Annotated in this window: 19 protein-coding genes and 1 tRNA gene; 12 read left to right on the forward strand and 8 right to left on the reverse strand. The window is 69.5% G+C overall.

Features of this window, described 5'->3' with window-relative positions:
• Positions 1–9: 9 nt before the first annotated feature.
• Positions 10–273 carry a hypothetical protein gene (locus QLQ12_RS30155; protein ID WP_282763969.1) on the reverse strand — a complete coding sequence of 88 codons (264 nt, stop codon included), beginning with the start codon at positions 271–273 and terminating at the stop codon, positions 10–12.
• A gap of 1,355 nt (positions 274–1,628) precedes the next feature.
• Here QLQ12_RS30155 and pdhA point away from each other — a divergent pair.
• The 6 genes from pdhA (at position 1,629) to QLQ12_RS30185 (ending at position 11,856) form a co-directional block, all read left to right on the forward strand.
• Entirely contained in the window at positions 1,629–2,768 is a 1,140-nt protein-coding gene (gene pdhA, locus QLQ12_RS30160) for a pyruvate dehydrogenase (acetyl-transferring) E1 component subunit alpha (protein WP_282763970.1), read from the forward strand.
• On the forward strand, positions 2,768–3,754 hold the full coding sequence (locus tag QLQ12_RS30165; protein ID WP_407651630.1) for an alpha-ketoacid dehydrogenase subunit beta: 987 nt from the start codon (positions 2,768–2,770) through the stop codon (positions 3,752–3,754). Before pdhA ends, QLQ12_RS30165 begins: the two co-directional genes overlap by 1 nt.
• A 5-nt stretch (positions 3,755–3,759) precedes the next feature.
• Positions 3,760–5,262 (forward strand): dihydrolipoamide acetyltransferase family protein, encoded by a 1,503-nt coding sequence (locus QLQ12_RS30170; RefSeq protein ID WP_282763984.1) that lies wholly within the window; start codon positions 3,760–3,762, stop codon positions 5,260–5,262.
• 199 nt (positions 5,263–5,461) lie between these two features.
• Positions 5,462–5,602 carry a hypothetical protein gene (locus QLQ12_RS30175; RefSeq protein WP_282763971.1) on the forward strand — a complete coding sequence of 47 codons (141 nt, stop codon included), beginning with the start codon at positions 5,462–5,464 and terminating at the stop codon, positions 5,600–5,602.
• Between the two features lie 499 nt (positions 5,603–6,101).
• Positions 6,102–9,779 (forward strand): LppU/SCO3897 family protein, encoded by a 3,678-nt coding sequence (locus tag QLQ12_RS30180; protein ID WP_282763972.1) that lies wholly within the window; start codon positions 6,102–6,104, stop codon positions 9,777–9,779.
• A gap of 283 nt (positions 9,780–10,062) precedes the next feature.
• The gene (locus tag QLQ12_RS30185; protein ID WP_282763974.1) at positions 10,063–11,856 is read left to right on the forward strand and encodes an NHL domain-containing thioredoxin family protein; all 1,794 of its coding nucleotides are present in this window, start codon (positions 10,063–10,065) and stop codon (positions 11,854–11,856) included.
• Position 11,857: 1 nt separating this feature from the next.
• Here the strand turns inward: QLQ12_RS30185 and QLQ12_RS30190 are convergent, their stop codons facing one another.
• A complete protein-coding gene (locus tag QLQ12_RS30190; RefSeq protein ID WP_282763985.1) occupies positions 11,858–12,601 on the reverse strand; it encodes a LamB/YcsF family protein in 744 nt (247 codons plus the stop codon).
• A 257-nt stretch (positions 12,602–12,858) separates the two neighbouring features.
• Between QLQ12_RS30190 and trhA the strand changes: the two genes are divergently transcribed.
• Entirely contained in the window at positions 12,859–13,536 is a 678-nt protein-coding gene (trhA, locus tag QLQ12_RS30195; protein ID WP_282758963.1) for a PAQR family membrane homeostasis protein TrhA, read from the forward strand.
• A 55-nt stretch (positions 13,537–13,591) separates the two neighbouring features.
• Here the strand turns inward: trhA and QLQ12_RS30200 are convergent, their stop codons facing one another.
• A complete protein-coding gene (locus tag QLQ12_RS30200) occupies positions 13,592–13,864 on the reverse strand; it encodes a DUF6458 family protein (protein WP_282758965.1) in 273 nt (90 codons plus the stop codon).
• A gap of 114 nt (positions 13,865–13,978) precedes the next feature.
• Here QLQ12_RS30200 and QLQ12_RS30205 point away from each other — a divergent pair, with 114 nt between their 5' ends.
• Positions 13,979–14,497, forward strand: a complete 519-nt coding sequence (locus QLQ12_RS30205) for a SixA phosphatase family protein (RefSeq protein WP_282758966.1) — start codon at positions 13,979–13,981, stop codon at positions 14,495–14,497.
• Between the two features lie 6 nt (positions 14,498–14,503).
• Here QLQ12_RS30205 and QLQ12_RS30210 read toward each other — a convergent pair whose 3' ends face one another.
• From QLQ12_RS30210 to QLQ12_RS30220, 3 genes are all read right to left on the reverse strand, one after another.
• Positions 14,504–16,990 carry a S8 family serine peptidase gene (locus QLQ12_RS30210; RefSeq protein ID WP_282758967.1) on the reverse strand — a complete coding sequence of 829 codons (2,487 nt, stop codon included), beginning with the start codon at positions 16,988–16,990 and terminating at the stop codon, positions 14,504–14,506.
• 162 nt (positions 16,991–17,152) lie between these two features.
• A complete protein-coding gene (locus QLQ12_RS30215) occupies positions 17,153–19,009 on the reverse strand; it encodes an acyl-CoA dehydrogenase (protein WP_282758969.1) in 1,857 nt (618 codons plus the stop codon).
• A gap of 424 nt (positions 19,010–19,433) precedes the next feature.
• Positions 19,434–20,564: a PP2C family protein-serine/threonine phosphatase gene (locus tag QLQ12_RS30220; RefSeq protein ID WP_282758970.1), complete on the reverse strand. Its 1,131-nt coding sequence runs from the start codon at positions 20,562–20,564 to the stop codon at positions 19,434–19,436.
• A 124-nt stretch (positions 20,565–20,688) separates the two neighbouring features.
• On the opposite strand from QLQ12_RS30220, the gene QLQ12_RS30225 reads away from it, so the two are divergent.
• Positions 20,689–21,231 carry a phosphoribosyltransferase gene (locus tag QLQ12_RS30225; protein ID WP_282758972.1) on the forward strand — a complete coding sequence of 181 codons (543 nt, stop codon included), beginning with the start codon at positions 20,689–20,691 and terminating at the stop codon, positions 21,229–21,231.
• 108 nt (positions 21,232–21,339) lie between these two features.
• Here the strand turns inward: QLQ12_RS30225 and QLQ12_RS30230 are convergent, their stop codons facing one another.
• A complete protein-coding gene (locus QLQ12_RS30230) occupies positions 21,340–21,621 on the reverse strand; it encodes a YciI family protein (RefSeq protein WP_282759384.1) in 282 nt (93 codons plus the stop codon).
• A gap of 99 nt (positions 21,622–21,720) precedes the next feature.
• Between QLQ12_RS30230 and QLQ12_RS30235 the strand changes: the two genes are divergently transcribed.
• Positions 21,721–22,203, forward strand: a complete 483-nt coding sequence (locus QLQ12_RS30235; protein ID WP_282758974.1) for a YcxB family protein — start codon at positions 21,721–21,723, stop codon at positions 22,201–22,203.
• Positions 22,204–22,256: 53 nt separating this feature from the next.
• On the opposite strand, the gene dcd is transcribed toward QLQ12_RS30235, so the two are convergent.
• Positions 22,257–22,835 carry a dCTP deaminase gene (dcd, locus tag QLQ12_RS30240; RefSeq protein ID WP_282758976.1) on the reverse strand — a complete coding sequence of 193 codons (579 nt, stop codon included), beginning with the start codon at positions 22,833–22,835 and terminating at the stop codon, positions 22,257–22,259.
• Between the two features lie 75 nt (positions 22,836–22,910).
• Here dcd and QLQ12_RS30245 point away from each other — a divergent pair, with 75 nt between their 5' ends.
• Together QLQ12_RS30245 and QLQ12_RS30250 are read left to right on the forward strand one after the other, a co-directional pair.
• Complete coding sequence (locus QLQ12_RS30245) at positions 22,911–23,414, forward strand: pyridoxamine 5'-phosphate oxidase family protein (RefSeq protein ID WP_282758978.1); 504 nt, start codon at positions 22,911–22,913, stop codon at positions 23,412–23,414.
• Between the two features lie 116 nt (positions 23,415–23,530).
• A tRNA-Gly gene (locus QLQ12_RS30250) sits at positions 23,531–23,604 on the forward strand.
• Positions 23,605–25,456 lie beyond the last annotated feature (1,852 nt).

Genomic DNA, 25,456 nt, shown 5'->3' on the forward strand with positions numbered 1-25,456 from the left:
GTCCCAGGGTCAGCGGCGGTTGATGTAACGGTCGTCGGCCCGGTGGCCGGCGTGGTGACGGCCCACCCGGGAACTGCGGTCGCGCGCGGCGCCGCCCTCGTCGGGGTGATTGGTGTGCTCCGCCCGGTGTGAACCGCGATAGGGGCGGTTCGCGAGCCGGGTCTCGTCGGAGTTGGAGTCGGTGAGCAGGCGCCGGACGGCGTTGAGGTTGCCGCCCGCGTAACTCTGCTCCAGGATGCGGGACGGGCGGATGTTGTAAGGGCGATCGGTCACCGCTGACCTCCGGCTGGATCGGGACCGGTCCGGGGACCGGCTGTCTGGGACGCTGGGACGGGCATGGCGCCGGGGCGGGTCACCGGCCGGGCGCGGCGCCGTGGCGGCGCGGTCCGGATGCCGCCGGCCGGGTCGCTCGGGCGGGGCGGCGGCGTTCTCACAGGTGCGTTTGCGTCGGTGGTCGGGCGGTACGGGATCACCCGGCCTATTCCGCTTATCCGAATTGTCGCGCTTATTGAGATCATCCGATCGGGAATCGCGCCGATCGGGATCATGAGAATCCGGGCCGCGCCGGCCCGCGTCATCCGGCTCATCGGGTGGAGAGTCGTGGTTTGGCCGATCATTTCCAGACCGGCTGGGTTCCCCGGGAACCGCCGGCAGGCCGGGAACGGCCGGAAAGTCACTCGGCAGCACCGGGTTCGGGATCCTGCCCTCCTCCGGGACGGCCGGCAGACCCGGCACGACGGGAAAGCGGCTCGGCTTCGGCCGGGCGGGCTTGACTCGGGGCACGGACTGCGGCTTCGAGCGCGGCGCGGCGGAACGCGAAGCCCCGGAACGCGGCGGCTCCCCCCGGTCCCGGGGCGGATCGGCCGGGCGGACTCCCCGGGGGAAGCCGGGCCTGGTACGCGTGCGAGACCCGTACCCCTGATCAGAAGCGGACGGTGAGGGCGGGGAAACCGGTGCCGCCCGGCTCGGTGTCGGCAGCACCGGCCCGGCAGCGGGGGGAGGGAGGAACGGCACTTCCATCGCCCCGGACCGGTCGTCTCCGGTGATCTGGCCGGACCCGGTGCTGAGGACGGCGAGGGTCGGCACCGAGGCCAGCCCGACGAGCAGGGCGACGGTCAGCACATAGCGCCGAGTCGGGCCGGAGAAGCCCAGGTCCTCGCGGTACACCCCGTTCAGGCGCTTGCGCAGCACCTTGGGCGGTGGCGCGAAGTCGTCGGGCAGGTGCGGCACGCGAGAGTCCCCCCACAAGAAAAGATCAACTTGCATCAGTCCCGGTCATTGGGGATGAACGACGCATGTCGCATTCGGCAGCGGTCACGCAAGGGCCATACGTACAAAGTGACCGAACAAAAGTTGCTAATAGGACAAATGCCCTCGACGATATGCAGCAAGAAATCTGGATTCGTGATCCACGCGGGCTGTAATGAGGGTCACTCTCTCTGTCAGGATGGGGGCGATGGCACCGCCGCTGTCGTCTCGCCACCAAGCGGGGCCACGACGGTCCGTCCCGGCAGGCGCCGGAGCATGCCGCGCGGCAACCCCCACCCGGGCCAGGCGCGGCTCCCAGAGGACAGCCGCGTGGCCGGGAGACACCCGCCGCGGGCGCAACGAGGAAACAGGAGACACGGATGGCGAAAGGCGAGAGCGTGCCCGGGTCGGACATCCCGGCCGGCGGCTTCGTCCAACTGCTGACCCCCGACGGAGAACGCATCGACAGCGTCACCACCGCTGACGGGGCGACGTACTCTGTCGACTTCACCGACGAGGAATACCGCGGTCTCTACCGGGATCTGGTCACCGTCCGCCGTCTCGACACCGAGGCGACCGCCCTGCAGCGGCAGGGTGAGCTGGGCATCTGGGCGAGCCTGCTCGGGCAGGAAGCGGCTCAGGTCGGCTCCGGCCGGGCGCTGCGGTCACAGGACATGGCCTTCCCGACCTACCGGGAGCACGGCGTCCTCTACTGCCGCGGGATCGACCCGATCATGCCGTTCGGCCTGTTCCGCGGCGTCGACCAGGGCGGCTGGGACCCGAACGAGTTCAAGTTCAACACCTACACGATCGTGATCGGCTCGCAGACGCTGCACGCGACCGGCTACGCCATGGGCGTCACCATGGACGGCAAGACCGGCTCCCCCGACGGCGAGGCCGTGATCGCCTACTTCGGCGACGGCGCGACCAGCCAGGGCGAGGTCAACGAGTCGTTCGTGTGGTCGGGTGTCTTCAACGCCCCGATCGTCTTCTTCTGCCAGAACAACCAGTACGCGATCTCCGAGCCCCTGGAGCGGCAGACCCGCGTCCCGCTCTACCAGCGCGCCGGTGGCTACGGCTTCCCCGGCATCCGGGTGGACGGCAACGACGTGCTGGCGACATACGCGGTGACCCGGGCCGCGCTGGACAACGCGCGCAACGGTCAGGGCCCGACGCTGATCGAGGCGTACACGTACCGGATGGGCGCGCACACCAGCTCCGACGACCCCACCCGCTACCGCAACGCCGGTGAGGTCGAGGCGTGGAAGGCCAAGGACCCGATCAGCCGCCTCAAGGCGTTCCTCACCAAGCAGAAGGTCGCCAAGAAGGACTTCTTCACCGAGGTCGACGAAGACGCCAACAAGCAGGCCCTCGCCCTGCGTGAACGGGTGCTGGCGATGCCTGATCCACAACCGGTGACACTCTTCGACAACGTCTATCCGAACGGGTCGCCCGAGATCGACGCGCAGCGCAAGGCGTTCATCGAGTACCAGGCCTCCTTCGAGGGGAGTGGGCACTGATGTCCGAGATCATCACCCTGGGCAAGGCCCTCAACCACGGCCTGCGCCGCGCCATGGAGAACGACCCCAAGGTCGTCATCATGGGCGAGGACGTCGGCAAGCTCGGCGGCGTCTTCCGGATCACCGACGCACTGCAGAAGGACTTCGGCGAGAACCGGGTCATCGACACCCCGCTGGCCGAGGCCGGCATCGTCGGCACCGCGGTCGGCCTGGCCATCCGCGGGTTCCGGCCGGTCTGCGAGATCCAGTTCGACGGGTTCGTGTTCCCCGCGTACAACCAGATCGTCGCCCAGGTGGCGAAGATGCACTACCGCTCCAAGGGCAAGGTCCGGCTGCCGATCGTCATCCGGATCCCCTACGGCGGCGGCATCGGCGCGGTCGAGCACCACTCCGAGTCCCCGGAGGCGTACTTCGCGCACACTCCCGGTCTCAAGGTCGTGACCTGCTCGAACCCGGCGGACGCGTTCAGCATGATCCAGCAGGCGATCGCCTCGGACGACCCGGTGGTCTTCTTCGAGCCGAAGCGGCGTTACTGGGAGAAGGGGGAGGTCGATCTCAGCGCGCCGCTGAGCGGCGCTTTCCCGCTGCACGCGGCACGGGTGGCCCGGCCGGGGTCGGACGCCACACTGCTGGCCTACGGCCCGATGGTGCGGGTGGCGCTCGACGCCGCCACGGCCGCCGCCGAGGACGGCCGCGAACTCGAGGTCATCGACCTGCGCACGCTCTCCCCCGTCGACTACCCGGTGATCTTCGAGTCGGTCCGGCGGACCGGTCGCGCGGTCGTCGTCCACGAGGCCCCGGGCAACCTGGGCATGGGCTCCGAACTGGCCGCCCGGATCACCGAGGAGTGCTTCTACTCGCTGGAGGCGCCGGTGCTGCGGGTGACCGGCTACGACATCCCGTACCCGGCGGCCCGCGTGGAGGAGGAGTACCTCCCCGATCTCGACCGGGTGCTGGACACCGTCGACCGTTCGTTCGGCTGGTGACCCCGATGTCCCGGATCAAGGAATTCAACCTGCCCGACCTCGGCGAAGGACTCACCGAGGGCGAGATCCTGGCCTGGCTGGTCAAGGTCGGCGACACGATCGAGCTGAACCAGCCGATCGTCGAGGTGGAGACCGCGAAGGCGGCCGTCGAGATCCCCGCGAAGTGGGGCGGCGTCGTCACCCGGATCTTCCACGAGGCCGGCACGGTGGTCGAGGTCGGCATGCCGATCATCGCGATCGACACCGACCCCTCCGCGGGCCCGGCCGGCCCTTCCGACACCCCCGGCGACGGCACGTCCGCCGACCCCGAGGCCGGCCTCATCGGCGGCCCGGCCCCCGGCGGGCGCACGGCGATCCTCGTCGGTTACGGCCCGAAGACCACCACCGCCAAACGACGGGCACGCATCGGTACGCCGTCCGCGTCCCCGACCGCGGCCACGCCGACCCCGCCTCCGGCGGCTGCCGCCGGAAGCCCGGCCGCACCCGTGGCAGTGGTCCCGGCGCCCGTGGCCCAGCCCGTCGCGCCGCCGGCCCCGGTCTCCCCGGAGCCGGTCCTCGCCTCTCCGGAGCCCGCTCTCCTCTCCCCGGCGCCCGCCGGGCGGACGGGCCCGGTCCTGGCCAAGCCCCCGGTTCGGAAACTGGCCCGGGACCTCGGCGTCGACCTCGCGGCGATCACCGGGACCGGCCCGATGGGGTCGGTGACGCGTGAGGACGTACAACGGGCTGCCGAAGGTCTTGCCGCCGAAGGCACCGCACAGACCGTGACCGTTGAGCGGACCCCGGCCACCACGGTCCTCGACGGGTCCCGCGAGCAGCGCATCCCGGTCAAGGGGGTGCGGAAGCTGACAGCCGAGAACATGGTCGCGTCGGCGTTCACCGCGCCGCACGTCACCGAGTTCCTGACGGTGGACGTGACCCGGTCGATGAAGGTCCTGGAGAAGCTGAAGGCCCGGCCCGAGTTCGCCGAGACGCGGATCTCGCCGTTGCTGCTGGTGGCGAAGGCGGTGCTGCTCGCGGTCAAGCGGAACCCGATGGTCAACTCCACCTGGTCCGGGTCGACCGGCGAGATCGTGGTCAAGGACTACGTGAACCTCGGCATCGCCGCCGCCACCCAGCGTGGGCTGATCGTCCCGAACGTCAAGGACGCCGGCCGCCTCACTCTGCGGGAACTGGCCGAGGCGCTGAACACACTGGTGCTGACGGCAAAGTCCGGGAAGACCCCGCCGTCGGACATGACCGGCGGCACGCTCTCGATCACGAACGTGGGCGTGTTCGGCATCGACACCGGCACGCCAATCCTGCCTCCCGGCGAGTCGGCGATCCTGGCGTTCGGAGCGATCCGGCCGACGCCGTGGGTGCACAAGGGCAAGATCAAGGTGCGCCAGGTCACGACTCTGGGGCTCTCCTTCGATCACCGGATCATCGACGGCGAGCTGGGCTCGCGGTTCCTGCGTGATGTGGGCACCTTCCTTGAGGACCCGGAGGCGGCGATGCTCAGCTGGACCTAAGGTCGTTCGGCCCCGCTCGGTGACGGACTTTCGATCCTTAGGTAGATGACCCAGCTCACCCTCTAATTCCTTGGCAGTGTCCCGTTGTCGGCGGATACTTGAGCAGACAACGGGACGCGCGCCGAGGGAGTCCGCCACAAGCGGTCCGGCGACGCTCGTCATAGCGATACCGGTCACCGCCGGGGAAGTGAGCACTGCCATGAACTTGATCGACCGCATTCGTCACCAGCGGATGATCAGTCGTCAGAACCGGGCCATCGAGCGCGCCATCGCGGCGGCGCCCACCCAGGCCATGCGCGACGAGATCGCCGTCATCACCCAGCGGCGCTGGACCAACTGAGGTCCGCGACCCGCATTCAGGGTCGCCACAACGACGTAAAGCCCGCCCGATCATTCGGGCGGGCTTTTTCGTGCCACAACTTTTTCGTGCCGAGACCCGGACGTCCCGTGTCGCCGCACGCCCTCTCCGCGTGTCACGGCGCGCCCGTCCTCGTGTCGCACCCCACCCTCTGCGTGTCGCAAGCCACCTCTTCGTGTCGCCACCCGCGCTGTGCGTGCTGTAAGCCACCTCTTCGTGTCATGACCCACTCTCGAAGATCGGCAGGAAGCCCCCGTGGGACGTACACCGGGATTCCTCCCGCCGCGCCCGCCCGGTACCGTGGGCACGGTCCCCAACCCGGCACGGCCGGTCGGCGCGGGTGACCGGGGCAGAGACGGCGACAGGCGTCCCGGCCCCAGCACGGCCAGGCCGGAAAGCTGGCACGGCCCTCAGGCGGAAGAACGCCGACGGGGCCGCGTCCGTGCAAAGCTGGCACGGTCGCATCGATGAGGAGGCGCGTATGACGTCCGAGGGGCAGCACGCCGGTCAGCCGGCCGAGGCCACGTCGGGCGGACCCACGTCGGGCGGGTTCCCGCACGACCCCGACGCACAGCGGATCGCGGGCCGGGCATCGGCCCAGTCCCCCGCAGAGGGCTTCCCCAACTCGTACGGTCCACCCCCGGCCGCCACTCCTGGCGGGGGCTCACCGTTCGTCGTGCCCGCCGTCTCCACTTTCGGCGCGGGCTCCAACCCCGCCGGCACGCCGTACGGCTCGGCTCGTGCGCCACAGACCGAAGGCGACCTTCCGCAGCGTGGCAACGCCTCGCCGTATGGTTCGGTCGCACCCGAGACCGCCGGCACGGCATCGCCCTACGGCCCGGTCTCCTCGCCGGAGTATGGCCAGCCCGGCACCCCACCACCGCCCTACGGCTCCGTCCAGCCCTCCGGCGCCGCGTCCGTGCCGGCACCCGGCCCGTTCGACGCCGCGCCCGCGCAGCCGGCCTGGGCCCCGCCCGGCTTCCCGGCCGAACCAACCGCTCCGGCCACCTCCGACCCGGCCGCGCCGTCGCCGTTCGGACCGGCCGGATTCCCGCCGCCACCCAGCCGCCAGGCCGCCTCGGCCGCGGCGCCACCGCCGGCTCCCGCCGCCCCGGACAACCCGGTGAGCGCGAACCTCAGCCCGAGCGGCCTGCCGACCCGTACCCCCGGCGCCACCGCACCCGAGGACGGTGGCCTCGGCCGCTCGTTCTCCGCCTTCGGCGACCAGCCGGTCCGGGTTCCCGGCGCCAGCCTCTCCGACCTGCCCGACAGCTCTGCCCCGGGCGCGTTCAACGCCGCTCCGGGCGGGTTCTCCGGCGGCTCCGGCACGTCCTCGGCCGCCCCGGGTGGGTTCTCCGGCCAGGGCACGTCCTCGGCCGCCTTCTCCGCCGGCCCGGCGCAGAACAGCTGGATGCGGGAGAACGCCCGCACCACCGATTCTCCCGCCGACCAGGGCCCTCCGCCCGCGGCCAGCAACACCTTCCCGTCCCGTCGGGGCGAGGGCGGCGGCTTCCCGCTGCGCGCCCCGGCCGGCCCGGCCGCCGACAGTTCGTCGGGCGCCCAGCCCGGACCCGGCCTGCCGGTCCGCGGCCAGCAGCCGTTCGGCGCGGGATCGTTCCCGCCCGCGGCGAAGGCCTCCGACGAGCCGTCCACGCCCTCCGGCTATCCGCAGCGCGTGCCCGGTGCGGCGCTGTCCTCCGGTGGCGCGCTGCCGCCGTCCACGCCGGCCCCGGGCGACACGCCGGGCCTCGGTGGTCCCGACTCGCGTGACTCGTTCGGCGGTCTCGACTCGCCCGGCACGCACGGTGCTCCCGACGCGCGTGACCCGCTTGGCGGTTTCGGCTCCCGCGATCCGCTCGGCGGGCTTGAGCCGCGTGGCCCGCTCGGCGGACCCGAATCACAGGGATCGGTGCCGTCAGTGGAACAACAGGAAGCTCCGTCCTCGGTTCCCCAGCCGCGTGACCCGGTCGCGAAACCCGCGGTCGGTTCGGCACGGCCGGTGACAGCCAGCGCGTCGGTGCCCGGCGTTCGCGTCACCCCGCCCGAAGCCGCCGACCTGCCGCAGGCCTCTGCGCCGCCGCAGGCCCGGGTCTACGGCCGTCCGGCGGCCACGCCGGCCCACGAGGAGCCGGAAGAGGGTTCGGCACGCTCCGACGAGGCAGCCTCCGGCGGCTTCGGCACGTCGTTCTCCGCCGGCCAGCCCAGCGGTCTGCCCCAGCGGGGCGAGGGCGGTCCGGCATCGCCGTCCGGCGGCTTCTCACCTCCGGCGCCGCCCTCACCGCCCAGCGGATTCGCGCCGGCGCCGACGTCACCGTTCGGCGGACTGCCGCAGCAGGGCGACCACGGCTCGGCAGCGCCGTTCGGCAGCCAGCCGGAGCAGAACGACTACGCCTCGCCGTCCTCATTCGGCAACCGGCCCGAACAGGGCGACCACGGCTCGGCAGCGCCGTTCGGCAGCCAGCCGGAGCAGAACGACTACGCCTCGCCGTCCCCGTTCGGCAACCGGCCCGAACAGGGCGACCACGGCTCGGCGGCGCCGTTCAGTCCCGGGCAACCCGACGGATTCCCGCAGGGTGACAGAGCTTCGGGCTCGCCGTACGGCACCAGCCAGTCCGGCGGATTCCCGCAGAGCGACGGAGCTTCGGGCTCGCCGTACGGCACCAGCCAGCCTGGCGGATTCCCGCAGAGCGACGGAGCTTCGGACTCTCCCTACGGCACCAGCCAGCCTGGCGGATTCCCGCAGAGCGACGGAGCTTCGGACTCTCCCTACGGCACCAGCCAGCCTGGCGGATTCCCGCGGGATGACAATGCCTCGTCGCCGTACGGCACCGCCCCGTCGAGCGGGTTCCCGCATCAGGGTGACAGCCCGTCCGGCGGTTTCGCACCGGCTCCGACCTCGCCGTTCGGCGGCCAGTTCGGCGGACAGCCGCAGCAGGACGAGAGTCCGTCCGGCGGTTTCGGCCTGCCGAGGCGAGGCGAGGCCGGCTCCGGATTCCCCCCATCGGGGGAAAACCCGTCCGGTGGATTCGGTCTTCCGCAGCGTGGCGCCGACGATCGTGGCGGTCCCGGCGGCATGACGTCGTTCCCCGGAGGCCCGCAGTCCGACGACGAGTCGCCGTCGGGTGGTTTCACGCCCGATCGCGGCGAGGGTATGGCCTCCGCTTTCGGCTCCACCCCGTTCTCGGGCGCATCGCGTGACGATGATCGTTTCCAGCCTCCGGCCGGCGAGGTTCCCGGCACTCCCGGGGTCGCTCCGCAATCGCCGGCGCGGGCGACCGCCCGGGCGACGGCCAGTGCACGAGTGACTCCGCCGGAGACGCCGCCGGGTGGCGGATCGCCGTTCGCGATGCCGGGTTCCCCGCAGTTCCCGGACAACGGCACTCCGAGCGGCCCGCCGTTCCCCGGTAACGGCGCTCCGAGCGGCCCGCCGTTCCCAGGTTCGGCCTCGATGCCGGGTTCGCCGCAGTTACCAGGCGCCGGCGGTCCGGCCGCGCCGGGTTCGCCGCAGTTCCCGCCGCCGTTCGGTGCTCCCGGCGACCCGTCCGGTCCGCCCTACGGCGAGTTCACCATGGACGTCGCCGGTCGCGGTGGCGGTCCCGGAACGCTGCCGGACCAGTACAACGAGCACACCACGGACGTCTCCGGTCGCGGCAACTCGCCGTACGTGCCGCCGCCCGCGTTGCCGCCGATGCCCGGCGAGCAGCCCGGCGGTGGGATGTACCCGAACAGCCCGGCGGCCCGTGCCACGGTGACCCCGCCCGGCCCCGAGGACACCACGAGCTGGCCTGGTCCGGGTGACGATCAGGGCAAGTTCGAGCAGTTCAAGTCGGAGCCGCCCGCACCGCCCCCGTCGGCGAAGATCCACATCCGCACGGTTCCGGTGGCTCTGGCCGTCGTGCTCGGTGCGGCGCTGCTGCTCAGCCTGGTGTTCGGCCTGGTCTACCTGATCTCGGGGGACGACGAGTTCAAGGTCTCGCAGGGTCAGTGCGTCAAGCGCGAGGGCAGCAAACCCGTGGTCACGGCCTGCGGGGAACCGAACACCTTCGAGGTGACCTCGATCGTGAAGGCCAAGGACCAGTGCGGCGACGCGACCCAGCCGTACATCGTCGTCCCGAAGGACAGCGGTAACGAGGTCCTCTGTCTGAAGAAGAACGGCTGACCCCAGCGCTCTGCCGAACGGCCCCGCTCTTTGAGCGGGGCCGTTCGTCGTGCGGGACCGCGAGGGATCAACCGCCCCGGTCAGGGACGGCCACGTGGCTCGTTCATGGTCACGGAGCTACCGCACCCCGTTCGGGAACGAGGCGAGTGACTTCTCGCCGCCCGCAGGGTTGCCGACCGGCGGGAAATCGCCCGCCTCGTCCCCCGGTGACGAGGCGTTTTGCCGTGGAACGACGCGGAGCCGGCAGGAAAGCCACGCAACTCGGTACGGCACCATGGGTGGCATGGAATTTCGCGTTCGTGCGCCCGAACTCAAGGGTCGCGGTTGGCTCAATACCGGCGGTAAGGCCCTCACTCTGGCCGATCTGCGCGGAAAAATCCTAATATTGGATTTCTGGACCTTCTGCTGCATTAATTGCCTGCATGTCCTGGATGAGCTCCGGCCGCTGGAGGAGCGTTACGGCGACGCCCTCGTCGTGATCGGCGTGCACTCGCCGAAGTTCGAGCACGAGCGGGACCCGGTGGCGCTGGCCGCGGCCGTGGAGCGGTACGGCGTGCACCACCCGGTCGTCGACGACGGCGACATGCACCTGTGGCAGCAGTACGCCGCAAAGGCGTGGCCGACTCTGGCCGTGGTCGATCCGGAGGGCTACCTGGTGGCCTCGATGGCCGGCGAGGGCCATGCCGAGGGCCTGTCCCGGCTGATCGACGAGTTGATCGTGAAGCATGAGGCGAGCGGCACCCTGCACCGCGGTGACGGGCCGTATGTGCCCCCGCCCGCCCCTGAGGGCCTGCTCCACTTCCCGGGAAAGGTGATCGAGCTGCCCGGTGGCAACCTGCTGGTCTCGGATTCGGCCCGGCACTCGGTGGTGGAGTTGACCGCAGACGGGGAGACCTTGGTCCGCCGGTTCGGCAGCGGAACTCGCGGTGAGCCGTTCAGTGAGCCGCAGGGCCTGGTCAAGTTGCCGCCCGCGGTGGCCGCGATCGCCGGTTACGACGTGGTCGTCGCGGACACGGTCAACCACCAGTTGCGGGGGCTGAACACGGAGACGGGCGAGGTCACTCTGATCGCCGGTTCGGGACGCCCGTGGCGTTCGACGGTCGACGACCGGGCTCATGACGCGCTCGCCGCTGATCTGTCGTCGCCGTGGGATCTGGCGTGGTTCGACGACCGGGTCATCATCGCCATGGCCGGGATCCACCAGTTGTGGTGGTTCGACCCGATCAAGCGCACGGTCGGCGTCTACGCGGGCACGACGGTCGAGGCGCTGCGTGACGGCCCAATTCCGGATGTGTGGATGGCCCAGCCGTCGGGCCTCTCCGCGGCGGGCGGCCGGCTCTGGATCGCGGACAGCGAGACGTCGGCGCTGCGGTACGTCGAGGACGGCGTCATGCACACCGCGGTCGGCCAGGGCCTGTTCGATTTCGGTCACGTGGATGGCCCGGCTGCAGAGGCGCTGTTCCAGCACCCGCTCGGGGTGGCGACTCTGGACGACGGGTCTGTGCTGGTCGCGGACACCTACAACGGCGCGGTGCGACGGTTCGACCCGGCGTCGGGTGCGGTGTCCACCGTGGATTCCGGGCTGGCCGAGCCGAGCGACGTCCTCGTGACCGCTGACGGGACCGTGATCGTGGTGGAGTCGGCCGCACACCGGCTGACCCGGCTCGCTCCCGGAGTGGTCAAGACCGTCAGCGGGGAGCGGCACAAGACCGAGCGCCCGCCGTCGCACCTGGCTCCGGGCGAGGTCACCCTCGACGTGATCTTCACGCCCGCACCGGGGCAGAAACTGGACTCGCAGTTCGGCTCGCCGGTGCGGCTCACCGTGTCGGCGTCCCCGGCCGAGTTGTTGCTGGAGGGCGAAGGCGCCACCACCGATCTGTCCCGGCGCCTGGTGCTGAACCCTGCCGTACCCAAGGGTGTGCTTCAGGTGGTGGCGCAGGCGGCGACGTGCGACGCCGACGCCGAGTTCGGCGCCTGCCATCTGACCAGGCAGGACTGGGGTGTACCGGTCGTGATCGATCCGGCCGGCCCGAACCGGCTGCCGCTGATCCTGCGCGGTATGGACCAGCCGGGCTAGATCAGAAGGACTGGATGTCCACCTCGGACTCCAGCCCGGCGCGCACCGCACGAGCCAGTTCCACGGCGCCGGGCGTGTCGCCGTGCAGGCAGATCGACCGGACCGGGCAGGCGATGACCGAGCCGTCGACGGCGACCACCGCGCCGTCGACGGCCATCCGCCGGACCCGGGTGACCACCTCGTCCGGGTCGTGCACCAGCGCGTCCGGCCGCGAGCGCGGCACCAGGCGACCGTCCGGAAGGTAGCCGCGGTCGGCGAAGCCCTCTCCGACGACGGTCAGGCCCTTCTGCGCGGCGTGCCGGGCCAGCACCGATCCCGGCTGGCAGAGCACCGGCAGTGCCGGGTCATAAGCCAGGACGGCCGCCACCACCGCAGAGGCCTGGCCTTCGTCGACCGCGGCGGTGTTGTATAGGGCGCCGTGGGGCTTCACATAGCGGACACGGTCACCGGCGACCTTGCAGAACGCCTCCAACGCCCCGATCTGATAGAGAATGTCGTCTCGCAGCTCGTCGTGGTCGTAGTCGATGCGGCGGCGGCCGAATCCGGCGAGGTCCCGATAGCCGACCTGAGCGCCGACGGCCACGCCCTTGTCGACGGCCAGCCGGCACACGCGGTACATCGTCGAAGGGTCGCCGGCATGGAAGCCGCAGGCCACGTTGGCCGAGGTCACCACGTTGAGCAAGGCGTCGTCGTCACCCAGGCGCCAGGCTCCGAAGCCCTCACCGAGGTCGGCGTTCAGGTCGATCGCACTCACGGAAGCCAACGGTAGTCCCCGAGCGCACCCACTTGAGCGGCGTAAAAGCACCCATCCGAGCGGCGTAGCCACCACCCGAGCAGCGTGAAGACACCCGGGCGAGTGCCATAAATTCCCCCGTACGATACGGGCAAAACGGACGATCAACCGTTTGCCCGTCGTATCTTCATGCGGAAATCACTCGCGAGCGGCAACCGTATCCGGCATCACTACCTACCAGTAACCTACGGTGCCGTAACCTGGAGATCGTGACGACCTCAGCCCCGTTTCGGATGAAGCCGACCGACCTCGGCAAGCCGCGACTCCGCGGCCGGTTGCATCAGTACGCGTTCTTCGTCGCGCTGGTCTGCGGCATCGTGCTCAGCTCGATCGCGTTGAGCCGGCCCGGCATCGCGCCGTTCCTGAGCTGCTTGCTCTACAGCATCACCGTCTGTGGGCTCTTCGGCACCAGCGCCCTCTACCACCGGCGCGTCTGGAGCGAGCGCGGCTATCAGATCATGCGCCGGGCCGACCATTCGATGATCTTCATCTTCATCGCCGGCACCTACACGCCGTTCTGCATCCTGCTGCTGGACGACGCGATGCAGGCCATCATGCTCAGCCTGGTGTGGGGCGGCGCGCTCGGCGGTGTCGCGCTCAAGGTGATCTGGCCGCACCTGCCGCGATGGGTGGGCGCCCCGCTCTACGTCGCGCTCGGGTGGGTCGCCGTCGCGATCGTCCCGGACGTCCTGAAAGTCGGCGGAGTCACCTGCCTGGTCCTGCTCGCCGTCGGCGGCGTCATCTACACCGTCGGCGCGGTCTTCTACGCGCTGCGCCGGCCCAACCCGTGGCCCACCGTCTTCGGGCACCACGAGTTCTTCCACGCGTGCACGCTGGTGGCGGCGATCTGCCACCACATCGCTGTCTACTTCGCTCTGTACGCCTAGGCGGCACCGTGACGACAACGGCTCGGGCTTCGTCGAAGCCCGAGCCGTTCGTGCGTCAGGAGTAGGACGGCGGGGGCGGCGGGACGTCGTCGCGACGAACCTCGCGGTACTCCGTGTAACCCGCCCCGGTGGCCGGCTGCTGCGTCCGGGTCACCACGGTGCGGCGACGGTTACTCCAGAACGCCAACGTGATGACCAGGCCGGCGAGTCCGGCCAGCATGAGGATCCAGCCGATCACGCCGATGTCGAGCCCACTGATGTCCGCCTCCACGGCGAACGCCAGGATCGCGCCCAGAGCGAGCAGGAAAATGCTTGCGCCGATGCCCATCGGAGCCTCCTCGGGGGATGTCCGCCCGGCCGGGCGATCCCGCTCGACCGTGATGAATGCGTCGATCGAGCGTTTACCCGCACGCCTCAAGTTCCAATCAGGCAAGCTGTACCGATGACCACGCGGACGCTGATCCTGCTGCGCCACGCCAAGGCCGAGACGCCCGGCGACTTCGACGACTTCGACCGCGCCCTCACCGAGCGGGGCGGCTCCGACGCCGACGCGGCCGGCGCCTGGCTCGCCGACGAGCGCCTGCACCCCGACCTGGTCCTCTGCTCCCCCGCGAAGCGCACCCGGCAGACGTGGCAGAACGCGGCGATCGCCCTCTTCCAGGGCCGGTCGGCTCGCCCGGCGCCCGAGGTCCACTATGAGGAGTCGCTCTACCTGGGCCGCGGTGGCGAGGTGTTCGCGCTGCTCCAGGCCCTGCCGGACAATATTCGCACGGTCCTGGTCGTCGGCCACAACCCGACGATGTCCGAAGTGTCTGCTCTGCTGCTGCCCGACGACCAGTACTCCGGCACGGTGGTGGAGATGCGGACCTCCGGCATCGCCGTCCACACCGGGGAGAAGCCGTGGGCCGAGGCCCAGCCCGGGGCGATGCGCCTGACCCGCTCGCACACCGCCCGCGGCTGAGAGACCTTACTTGCGGTACCAGGTCCGGGTGGTCGTGGACTTCACGTTACCGAGCTTGTCGTACGCCCGGACCAGCACCTTCATCGTCCGCTTCTGCTTCGACGCGTTGAAACTCAGCAGGTAACCGGCCTTCACGTCCCGAGCCACCACCTTTCCGTTCACGACCAACTCGACCCGGGCGACACCACCGGCGTCGGAGGCCTTCACGTACACCTTGGTCGTGCCCTTGAGCCGGGCCTTGTTCCTCGGGCCCTTGCTGATCGACACCGCCGGCCCCGCGTTGTCCGCTGTCACCCGGCGGGTGTAGGTCCGGGTGTTGCCGAAGCCGTCCGTCAGTGTCCAGGCAAGATCGACGTTGCCGTTGTACGTGCCGGTCCGCACCGCTAGCGCGTACGGCGCCGTGGTGTCCGTGCCGACGTAGAGGCCGTTGACCGAAAGCTCGGCCTTGCTTACACCGGAGACGTCACTGACGCCGCTCAGGGTGCTGGTGAAGGTGCCGCGGACCCGTGCCGCGTCCGCCGGGCTCATCGCGGTCGCCACCGGGCCGGCGAGGTCGACGACGACCTGGTGGGTCAGCTCGGTCCGGTTGCCGACCAGGTCCTCGGCGATCACCCGGATGTCGCCGGTCGCGGGCGGCACGATGGTGGCCTCCCACGAGCGAGTCGACCCGATCCGGGTCATCGCCGTCCCGTTGGCCGTCACCGAGCGCATCTGCTCCGTGGTAGCCACGGTGTAGACGACTCGCACCGGCCCGTGGATCCGCTCACCGGCGTAGGGCGTCTCGATCACGCCGCCGGGTGCGACATCGTCCACCACGACGGTACGGCTGAGGTCGGTCATGTTGCCCGCTGCGTCGAACACGTTGAGGTGGATCTGGCCGAGCCCGTTCGGGGTGATACGCCCGATCCAGCGCCGCGGGCCGTCCTGCGTCAGCGCGACGTCGTTGGCCCGCACCAAGGTCAGATTCTCGGCCGTCGCGGAGGTGAAGACGACGTCGACCGGCCCGGCAGGCACGGCCATGCCCTGGGCCGGGGCGTCGATCGTTCCGGTCGGCGGCGTCGAGTCGACCTGCACGGTGGCGGTGCGCTCGGCCATCTGCCCGGCGTAGTCCCAGACCCGCACGGTGTAGGTGAGCGGCCCGTTCCGGTCCGCCGGCGGCGTCACCACCAGCGAGTTCTCCCAGATGTGGTTCCGCCGGACGATCCGGCCTTCGGACTCCACCTCGTAGCGCTGGATCGCATGATCCTCGACGATCTTGGGAGTCACCGCGAACTGCCGCCCCGGCAACAGCTGGTCGGCCGGGGAAACGGAGGTGATCTGCGGCGCGACGTCGTCGGCGGCGCCCAGGTCGTGCAGCAGACCGGCCGCGTCGAGGACCGGCGCGTCCTCGGCCTCCATCCGGCCGCCCCGGCCCGCCGAGGCGAGAATCGCGGCACGCAGGGCGGCGCCGTCCAGATTCGGCTTCACCGAGAGGCCGAGCGCCGCGACACCGGACACCAGGGCCGCCGACACCGAGGTGCCGAGCATCACCTGGGACTGCGACCGGGCGTTCAGTGCCTCGTAGTGCCGGTCGGCCGCGATGTCGACCCACGGGGTGGACTCGTGGCCGTTGCGGTTGGAGGCGTTCGCCGGGCGCCCGCCGGCTCCGGCCGAGCCCACGGCCAGCACCGATTCGATCGCCGCCGGATAGTACGGCGCGAGGCTGGAGTCGTCACCGGCCGAGGCGACGACGAGGGAGCCGGCGGCAGTCGCTGTCTCCACGGCCTCCTCGAGGAGGCGGCTGCGGGTGGGCGTGCTCAGTGACAGGTTGATGACCCGCGCATCCTGCTGGGCGGCCCACACGATGCCGGCCGCGACGGTCGAGGTGTATCCCTTCGCGATCCCGGACTGCCGGCTCAGCACCCGGACCGGGAGGATCGAGCACCTGCCGCAGACGCCGGTCCCGCCGGCCCCGTTGCCGTGCTGGGCCGCGATGGTGTTGGCCACCATGGTGCCGTGGTTGTCGTCGTCGGCCGGGTCGGCGTCGCCGTCCACGAGGTCGCGGCCGGGAAGCAGCCGGGGACCTTTCAGGTCGTCGGTCGGGGAGACGCCGCTGTCGACGACCGCCACCGTCACCGACGGGCTGCCGGTGCTCCAGGTCCAGGAGAACGGGATCTGGTTGTTCCATCCGGATCGCCGGTTCGACGCCTCGTCCGGGTCGGCGTCGGCGACGACGGTGCCGTCCGCCTCCGCGTACCGCACCGAGGCGTCGGCGGCCAGGGTGGAGAGCGCGGCCGCCCGCTCGGCCGTCGGCACGGTGACGGTGATCGCTTTCAATCCGGGCACAGCCTGCGGCTCGGATGCTCGCCCGCCGAGCGCGGCCACCACGACGGCCGGGTCGGCGCTGTCGGTGAGCCCGACGACGAGGCGGGTGGTGGTGTCAGCGGCCGACACCGGAACGGCGGTGAGCCCGGTCAGGAGAAGAGCGGCAAGAGATGTGGAGACGATGCGCACCGATGGCCCCCGCGCCAGTGATCAGCATAAAAATGATGATCATCATAACGCACGACGGTACGGTTGCGTAGCGTCGAAAATGGCCGAAAAGACGTAGGCCGGCGGACTTCGTTGTCCGCCGGCCTACGTCTTTTTCAGGAGAGTGGGAAAAGCTTCAGAAGATCAGAACGCGTCCTCGTCCAGGTCCATCAGGTCGAGGGTGGTGTTCTCGATGATCCGGCGGTCGGCACCGATCCGCGGCAGGATCTCGCGGACGAAGAACCGGGCCGCGGCCACCTTGCCGGTGTAGAACTTCTTGTCCGGCTCGGAGACCTCGCCGTTCAGCGCGTTGAGCGCCACCTCGGCCTGGCGCAGCAGCAGCCAGGCGAGGACCACGTCGCCGAGGGCGAGCAGGATCCGGCGAGAGCTCAGGCCGATCTTGTACAGCTCACGGGACTCACCGCCCTGGACGGCCTGGAGCCAGCCCAGCGTGGTGCCGAGGATGCTCTGCATCTCGCCGAGCGCCTTGCCGAGGGCGAGCCGCTCGTCCTTGAGCTGGCCGTTGCCGGCCTCACTCTCGATGAAGCCCTGAATCTCGCCGGCGATGGTGCCGAGCGCCCGGCCGTTGTCCTTGACGATCTTGCGGAAGATCAGGTCGAGGCTCTGGATCGCGGTCGTGCCCTCGTACAGGGTGTCGATCTTCGCGTCCCGGACGTACTGCTCCAGCGGGTAGTCCTGGAGGAAGCCGGAACCACCGAAGGTCTGCAGCGACTCGGCGCCCAGCAGCTCGTACGCCCGCTCGGAACCGACGCCCTTGACCAGCGGAAGCAGGAAGTCGTTGATCTTGCTGGCGATCTTGGCGGCCTTCTCGTCGCCGGCGGCCTCCGCGATCGCGATCTTGTCCTGCCAGGTCGCGGTGTAGATCACCAGGGCACGCAGCGCCTCGGCGTACGACTTCTGGGTCATCAGCGACCGGCGCACGTCGGGGTGATGGGTGATGGTGACCCGCGGGGCCGCCTTGTCGCCGTTCTGCACCAGGTCGGCGCCCTGTACGCGGTTCTTCGCGTACTCCAGCGCGTTCAGGTAGCCGGTCGACAGGGTGGCGATCGCCTTGGTGCCGACCATCATCCGGGCGTTCTCAATGATCATGAACATCTGCCGGATGCCTTCGTGCTGCTCACCCAGCAGCCAGCCCTTGGCCGGGGTGCCGTGCTCGCCGAAGGTCATCTCGCACGTGTTCGAGACCTTGAGGCCCATCTTGTGCTCGACGTTGGTGGCGTAGACGCCGTTGCGCTCACCGAGCTCGCCGGTCGCCGGGTCGAAGTGGTACTTCGGCACGATGAAGAGCGAGAGGCCCTTGGTGCCCGGACCGCCGACGCCCTCGACGCCCACCGGGCGAGCCAGCACGTAGTGGATGATGTTGTCGGTCAGGTCGTGCTCACCCGAGGTGATGAAGCGCTTCACGCCCTCGATGTGCCACGAGCCGTCCGGCTGCGGGATGGCGCGGGCGCGGCCGGCGCCGACGTCCGAGCCGGCGTCCGGCTCGGTGAGGACCATGGTCGAGCCCCACTGCTTCTCAACGAAGAGCTTGGCCCACTCCTTCTGCTCCTCGGTGCCCTCGTGCCAGATGACGTTGGCGAAGGCAGGACCCGACGCGTACATCCAGATGGGGGCGTTGGCACCCAGGATCTGCTCGGCGATGGCCCAGTAGAAGCTCCGCGGAGCGGAGGTGCCACCGATGCCGGCCGGCAGGTCGAGCCGCCAGAACTCGGAAGCCATGAACGTCTCGTAGGACTTCTTGAACGACTCCGGCAGCGGCGCGGTGTGCGTCGCGGGGTCGAAGACCGGAGGGTTGCGGTCACTGTCGACGTAGCTGGCCCCGAGATCCTCCCGAGCCAGCCGGTTGACCTCCGCGAGGATGTCGCGGGCAGTCTCCACGTCGATCTCGTCGAACGGCGCCTGGCCGAACGCCTTCTCTGCTCCGAACACCTCAAACAGGTTGAACTGGAGGTCACGAAGGTTGCTCTTGTAGTGCGTCATGGTGCTTGGCCCCGCTCTCCGGACGCGAGTTACCCGTCAGTAACCCCACTGTATTACTCATCGGTAGCCAACGACAACCCGGGCAGGGTTTCCGGTCGAACTCACCGGTAGGGGTGGCTTGTCCGTCGGTTCGTGGGCCAAACGTCGCCGATCAGGTGGCAGCGGATACAGCCGTTCGGCCATTTGCCTACTTCGACACGCGTCCCACGTATCGCCCGCGGAGACGGCTCGTTTCACCGGATAGACAGCTACGAACAGGGGGACGCCATGTTCGCAACGCTCAAGGGCCTGATTCCGGAGCCGCGTCAGGCCAGCCAGCCACGAAACTACGTCGGGCGGCATCGGCAGCCCGATCCGCTTCCGCCGGGACCGGCGCCGACCTCACCGGCCGCGCCGGCCGAACCCGAGGACCACGCGGCCTGAGTCAGCTGCCCGCAGCTCCGACTTCCCAGCTCGGCACCGGAACGGCAGTGCCGCCGTCCGGGCCGGCGTACTCCAGCAGTACCAGCGCGATGTCGTCCTCGAGCCGCCCGTAGACCCAGTCGGTCAGAGCGGTCTCCAACGACGCCAGACCGTCCCCGACCGTGCCATGGCCCAGCAGGCGCCACGCCCGGTCGGCCGTCGGGAAGAACTCACCCTCCCGGCGGGCCTCGCCGAGGCCGTCGGTGAACAACAGCAGCCGGTCGCCCGGCTCCAGCCGCTCCACCCGCGCCTTCACCTCCGGCATGAACCCGAGCGGCGGGGCCGGCGCCGGTGGCTCCAGCGGAATGACCTGCCCACGGCGCAGCAACAACGGCGCCGGATGTCCACAGTTGACGATGGTGAGCGTGCCGCCACGCTCCTCGACCAGGGCCGCGGTCACGAAGTCCTCATCGCCGACGCTGCGGGCCACCGCCCGGTCCAGGTCCTGCACGATCGACTTCAGATCGGCTCGCTCGTACGCGACATGCCGGTACGACCCGAGCACGATGCTCGCGAGCCGGACCGCGTCCAGGCCCTTCCCGCGTACGTCCCCGATGATGATCCGCACCCCGTACGGCGTGTTGAGAGCCTCGTACAGGTCGCCGCCGATGTCCGCCGCCGCCGTCGCCGAGATGTACCGCCCGGCCACCGCGAGGGCCCCCACCTGCGGACCGATCGGCCGCAGCACCGCCTGCTGCGCTACCGCCGCCAGGCGCAACAGCTCGGCGATCTTCTCGGACTGCCGCTCCCGGACGGTGGCCCCGGCGGCCGCCACACCGGTCGCCAGCACGATCCCCATCAGGTTGACCAGGCCGGCCATGCCCTGCTGAGGGTCGGACACGCCGACGAAGACCGCCCCGACCACGGTCGTGAACACGCCCGCCCCGAGCACCAGCTGCCAGACCGCGAAGACCGCGGCGAGGAAGGGAACCGCCGCGAGCAGGCCGACGAAGTGCGCCGAGGGGCCGTCGGCCAGTTCCACGGCGGACACGACGGCGAGCAGCACGAGGGCCGCGCCGAGGCCGGCGCGGTTCCCTGGGCTCAGCGGGCGTCGTCCCGCCATGAAAGTACGCATGGTTCCGCGGAACAGCATGCCCGATCGACCTGACGTCGGGCATCAACTTGACCCCTAGGCTGAGCAGGTTCTGACCCACCGTCGCTTTGGTTGTCATTCGGTCGGTCCAAAGAAGGGCGACAGCCGGTGACAGGATGTCCCCGTGACCGACGATCTCCGTGACCTTCTCCGCTCGGCTTTCCGCTGGACCGACCTCGGCCCCAGCCATGACTACATGGTGAGCGATCGCTCCGGCTGGTGGCGTGACCCGAAGATCCTGGACGGGCTCGGCCCGGCTCTGGCCGCCCTCTTCCAGGCGGAACGGCCGACCGTGGTGGTCGCGCCCGAGGTCACCGGGTTCATGGTCGGACCGCTGGTGGCGCGGGCCCTCGGGGTGGGGTTCGTCGAGGCGTACCGGGCCGGAGCCCGCCGGGCCATCGCCGAACCGATGATCTGGGCCGACGTTCCCGCCGATCACCGCGGCGACGTGCAGCGACTCGGGATCCGGCGCGACCTCGTCGGGCCGGACGACCGCGTTCTCGTCGTCGACGACTGGGCCGCCACCGGCGCCCAGGCCCGCGGCCTGCGCGAACTCCTCGGAACGCGGTACCTGGGCGTGGCGGTGATCGTCGACGAGTGCCCGCCCGCGATCTCCGCCGAGCTGGCCATCAGGAGTCTGCTGACCGGAATGGACCTCGACCCGTAAGGCACTCCCGGCGCTCACCAACGTGGACCACGCCGTCCACCGGACCTTCGGCGGCCGGCCCCTGACCGGCACGGAGGCCCGCGTTTCCCGGGCGCGCCGGGCGGCTTCTCAGTCGCGGGTCCGCTGATATCCGGCGAGAGCGCCCCGGGTCGGGTGCCAGCCCGTCGCGGTGTAGGTGGCCAGGCCCTGCCGCACGTACGGGTCCGCGGCGATCAGCTCCTGCGCCTCCGCCTCGGTGTCGACGTCCAGCAGGATGATGCCCCCGGTCGGTGGGTCGATCCGGCCGGCCGTGACCGCGTAACCGCCCTTCTCCAGGTCGGCGATGAAGGCCAGGTGGTCCGCACGCGCCGCGTCCACCTCGGTGAGCGGCTTCAGGTAGGTCGAAATCATGAGATACACGCCGCCATCGTAGATCCGCCGACTGTGCCACCCCGGCCCTCGGCCGTCCGGCTGGTACTGATTCGCCCTGGTGACAGCTACCTTTCCGGGGTGCAGATTCAGATCACCGCGGTTTCCGATCCGGCGCTGATCGCGGCCGCCGCCCGGCACGGCCTGCGACGGCCGGTGCTGACGGCCCGGCTTGCCGGATGGGCGTTCCTGCTGCTCGCGGTGCTTCTGCTGGTCACCACCGGCGACCTCGACCCGGCGCTGACGGCCACCGGAGCGGCCCTCGCCGTGCTGGTTCCCGTGGTCCTGCTCAACCGGACCGCGCAGAGCCTGCGGGCCGCACGCCTGACCACCTACGAGATCAGCGAGGGCGGCGTCGCCAGCTCCGACGCGGTGAGCCGGCACGCGTACGCCTGGCGCGCCTTCCGGTCCGTCGAGCAGTTGTCCGGGCAGTTGCTCTTCAGCATGCGAGGCGCCCGCTTCCTGCCCGTGCCGACAGCCGGGCTCAGCGCGGCCGAGATCGAACAGGTCCTCGGCGCGGCCTCGGCCGGCGGGCTCCGGGTCCGCCGGCTATTGGCTCACTGAAAGACCCGGTCGGGGTACGCCCGAACACTCGATCGGGGTACGGCCGACGTCGGTCAGTGGGTGGACCAGGTGCGGAAGTTCTGTGCCGAGCGGCTCGCCGTGGGACCGCGCTGCCCCTGGTAACGCGACCCGTAGACCGCGGAACCGTAGGGGTGCTCGGCCGGGCTGGACAGCCGGAAGATGCACAGCTGACCGATTTTCATCCCTGGCCAGAGCTTGATGGGCAGGTTGGCCACGTTGGAGAGCTCCAGCGTGACGTGCCCGGAGAAGCCCGGGTCGATGAAGCCGGCGGTCGAGTGGGTGAGCAGGCCGAGACGGCCCAGGCTGCTCTTCCCCTCCAGCCGCGCGGCCAGATCCTGTCCGAGAGTGATCACCTCTAGCGTGGACGCCAGGACGAACTCGCCCGGATGCAACACGAACGGCTGACCGTCCTCCACCTCGACCGGCGCGGTCAGGTCGTCCTGCTGCTCCGCCGGGTCGATGTGGGTGTAGAGGTGGTTGTTGAACACCCGGAAGAAGCGGTCCAACCGCACGTCGATGCTGGACGGCTGCATGAGCGACGGCTCGAAGGGCTCCAGCGAGAAGCCTCCGGACTTGATTTCGGAGACCAGGTCACGGTCGGAGAGCAGCATCGCAACACCATACCGACCTGCCCGGATCGGCGTGTTTGGTGGCCGGGTCGAACGTATGTTCGATAGAATGGCCGCATGGCTTCCTGGTCCGATTTCGCCGTCGCCGAGCCGGCGCTCGCCGACGGCATCCGAGCGCTCCTCCAGCAGTACGGGCCCGGCATGGGCTATCTGGCGACCATCCGTCCCGACGGCGGCCCGCGGGTCCACCCCATCTCGCCGGTCTTCACCGACGGCGGCCTCTATTGCTTCGTCGTCGACTCGCCGAAACGCCGCGACCTGGAGCGCGACGGGCGATACGCCCTCCACGCCTACCCGCCCGAGGACAACGACGACGAGGCCTGCCTCACCGGCCATGCCCTGCCCGTCCGCGACCCACGGGTCGTCACCCACCTGGCCGGCACCCTGCACGCCTCACCCGACGTCGACTGGCGGCTCTTCGAGCTCACGGTCGAGACCGCCATGCTCCGCCGGCACGGTCCGGCGGGCGCCCTGCCGCTGGCCGCCACGCCGTTTCTTCCGGCCTACGCCCAGACCTGGCACGCCCCGCGTCCCTTACGCCCGCTCGCCGTCGCCAGCTGACCCGCGAAGCCACCCACCGTCCGCGAAACGGCCTCGCCACCTCTGCCACTCAACCACCACAGATCCCGGGGCCGCGCCTTCACCACAACGGAGAATCAGGTACAGTGGAGCAGCTTGCGGGTGTAGTTCAATGGCAGAACATCAGCTTCCCAAGCTGACAGCGCGGGTTCGATTCCCGTCACCCGCTCCACATACGGAAGCCCTGGTCAGGACATATGTCCCGCCAGGGCTTCCGTCGTTCTAGGCCATGCTGAACCGGGGATGGGCCATTAACGGGCCTTAGCCCGCCTCGGCGGGCCGTTCGCCGCCATCGACAACCCACTTCGCCTTTGCGCTTGCTCGGCTTGCGCCGGGGCCGCCATTACCGCCCGGTCCATCGCGTCGGCGATCCCGTGATCGGCCTCCCGGCTGGCGTGCCCCTCATTCAAGATCCAAGCCACTAGCGGGCTAATGCAGCAGGCTACTTGAGGTCGCTCCAGGCCACTCGATCTCCCGCTGAACTGTGATCCAGGGTGATCACCAGGGGGTCTCGTACGGTTTGACAATCGCCGCAAAATAAAGTTGCGGTACGAGCAATAGCCCGTACCGCAACTTCACCTATAGCTGGCGATCTTTCCTGATCAGCAGAGGACCGTCTTGTCGTAGTCCGCGAGGACACTCAGCGAGTACCAGGTCTTCGTGGCCCCTGCCGCAAGGGTGATGCACGGTGAATCGGTGCCCCAGTCCAGAATGATTCGCACCTTCTTAGTGGAGCCGCAGTTATTCTTGAGGGTGACTCCCACGGGGTTGGTGTCCGAGTCAGCATTGTGAATAGTGCGCCCGATACAGCTGGGGGCTGTGGTGGCCGCGAATGCAGGAGTTGCACCGACACCGACGGCAATCGTCCCTAGAATCGAGACGATAGCCGTACGAGTGATAGCCTGCTTCATTCGTTTCCTCCCGTGTGTTTGATTGATCAGCGCGATCAATCGAGCAAGATCGACGTTAACAGTTCGTGATGCCGATGTACACACATTGAGCAACTCCACTATGTGATCAATCTCACTCCCAATATTGGTGTGTCAATATATAGGTTGCACGCAGAGAGATCCAGTAGATATCATGGATCTAATAGTTGCGTCAGGTGAATTTTCCGCCCTAGCCTCGGCTTTTCATTAAGGGCTATCCTAAAAAGGGGCCGGAAATGCAGAATGCCTTCTGATCAGGAGAAATAGGCTTGTTAAGAGCCCCGGTAACCCGTCGCGGAAGGCACTTGCTGGTCGGTCACGCCGCCGGCACCCGGCTACTCGCCCGATGCGACCGGTTTGACCAGCGCGTTCAGCCAAGTATTGGCCGGACTGCGGCAGCAGCAGGGCGGGTGCGACAGGCACCTCGACATCCGATTCAGTATCGCCGCGACCACCGAACCGGTCCGAGAAGCGATGCGGACCGCGACCAGCTCGGTCCGCGATCAATCAAGCCTGGCTCCCACTCGCCATGACCGGCATCGACCTGTTCGCCCGGACCCAGATCCGATTCCTGGACAGCGATCTCGCCATCAACCAAACGAATCGCCGTCATCGAATAATGACTATGGAATGACGCCCGAGCGAAATACCGAAGTTGGCCCTGTCCCCCCCCGTGCCCCCGATGTGACCTGAGCTGCGTAAACGGTGGGGCAGTCGGGAGAAAGTGCCTCCCGCCTGGCCACGCCGACCGCCTGCCCCTCATCCAAGATACGGGCCATTACGGCGGGCTACTTGAGGGCATTCCAGGCCACTCGATCTCCCGCTGAGCTGTGATCCAGGGTGATCACCAGGGGCCTTGTACGGTTCCCAATCTGACAGCGCGTGTTCGATTCCCGTCACCCGCTCCACATACGGAAGCCCTGGTCAGGACATATGTCCCGCCAGGGCTTCCGTCGTTCTAGGCCATGCCGAAAAAGGGCTCGACCATCGGCCCGGCCATCGGCTCACCGCGACGGCCGGTCCCTCGCCCTCGGCAACCCGCTGTCATCACCTTGCCGGGCTGTCGTGGAGGTGCGGACACCGGACAGCGGGTCA

Source organism: Actinoplanes sandaracinus (assembly GCF_030009775.1).
GTDB lineage: Bacteria > Actinomycetota > Actinomycetes > Mycobacteriales > Micromonosporaceae > Actinoplanes > Actinoplanes sandaracinus.

What these genes read in the sequence shown, in the direction of transcription:
- pdhA (WP_282763970.1), top strand. Translation starts at nt 1,629, where the DNA reads ATGGCGAAAGGCGAGAGCGTGCCCGGGTCGGACATCCCGGCCGGCGGC.
- QLQ12_RS30165 (WP_407651630.1), top strand. Translation starts at nt 2,768, where the DNA reads ATGTCCGAGATCATCACCCTGGGCAAGGCCCTCAACCACGGCCTGCGC.
- QLQ12_RS30170 (WP_282763984.1), top strand. Translation starts at nt 3,760, where the DNA reads ATGTCCCGGATCAAGGAATTCAACCTGCCCGACCTCGGCGAAGGACTC.
- QLQ12_RS30175 (WP_282763971.1), top strand. Translation starts at nt 5,462, where the DNA reads ATGAACTTGATCGACCGCATTCGTCACCAGCGGATGATCAGTCGTCAG.
- QLQ12_RS30180 (WP_282763972.1), top strand. Translation starts at nt 6,102, where the DNA reads ATGACGTCCGAGGGGCAGCACGCCGGTCAGCCGGCCGAGGCCACGTCG.
- QLQ12_RS30185 (WP_282763974.1), top strand. Translation starts at nt 10,063, where the DNA reads ATGGAATTTCGCGTTCGTGCGCCCGAACTCAAGGGTCGCGGTTGGCTC.
- QLQ12_RS30200 (WP_282758965.1), bottom strand. Translation starts at nt 13,864, where the DNA reads ATGGGCATCGGCGCAAGCATTTTCCTGCTCGCTCTGGGCGCGATCCTG.
- QLQ12_RS30205 (WP_282758966.1), top strand. Translation starts at nt 13,979, where the DNA reads ATGACCACGCGGACGCTGATCCTGCTGCGCCACGCCAAGGCCGAGACG.
- QLQ12_RS30215 (WP_282758969.1), bottom strand. Translation starts at nt 19,009, where the DNA reads ATGACGCACTACAAGAGCAACCTTCGTGACCTCCAGTTCAACCTGTTT.
- QLQ12_RS30220 (WP_282758970.1), bottom strand. Translation starts at nt 20,564, where the DNA reads ATGCTGTTCCGCGGAACCATGCGTACTTTCATGGCGGGACGACGCCCG.
- QLQ12_RS30230 (WP_282759384.1), bottom strand. Translation starts at nt 21,621, where the DNA reads ATGATTTCGACCTACCTGAAGCCGCTCACCGAGGTGGACGCGGCGCGT.
- dcd (WP_282758976.1), bottom strand. Translation starts at nt 22,835, where the DNA reads ATGCTGCTCTCCGACCGTGACCTGGTCTCCGAAATCAAGTCCGGAGGC.
- QLQ12_RS30245 (WP_282758978.1), top strand. Translation starts at nt 22,911, where the DNA reads ATGGCTTCCTGGTCCGATTTCGCCGTCGCCGAGCCGGCGCTCGCCGAC.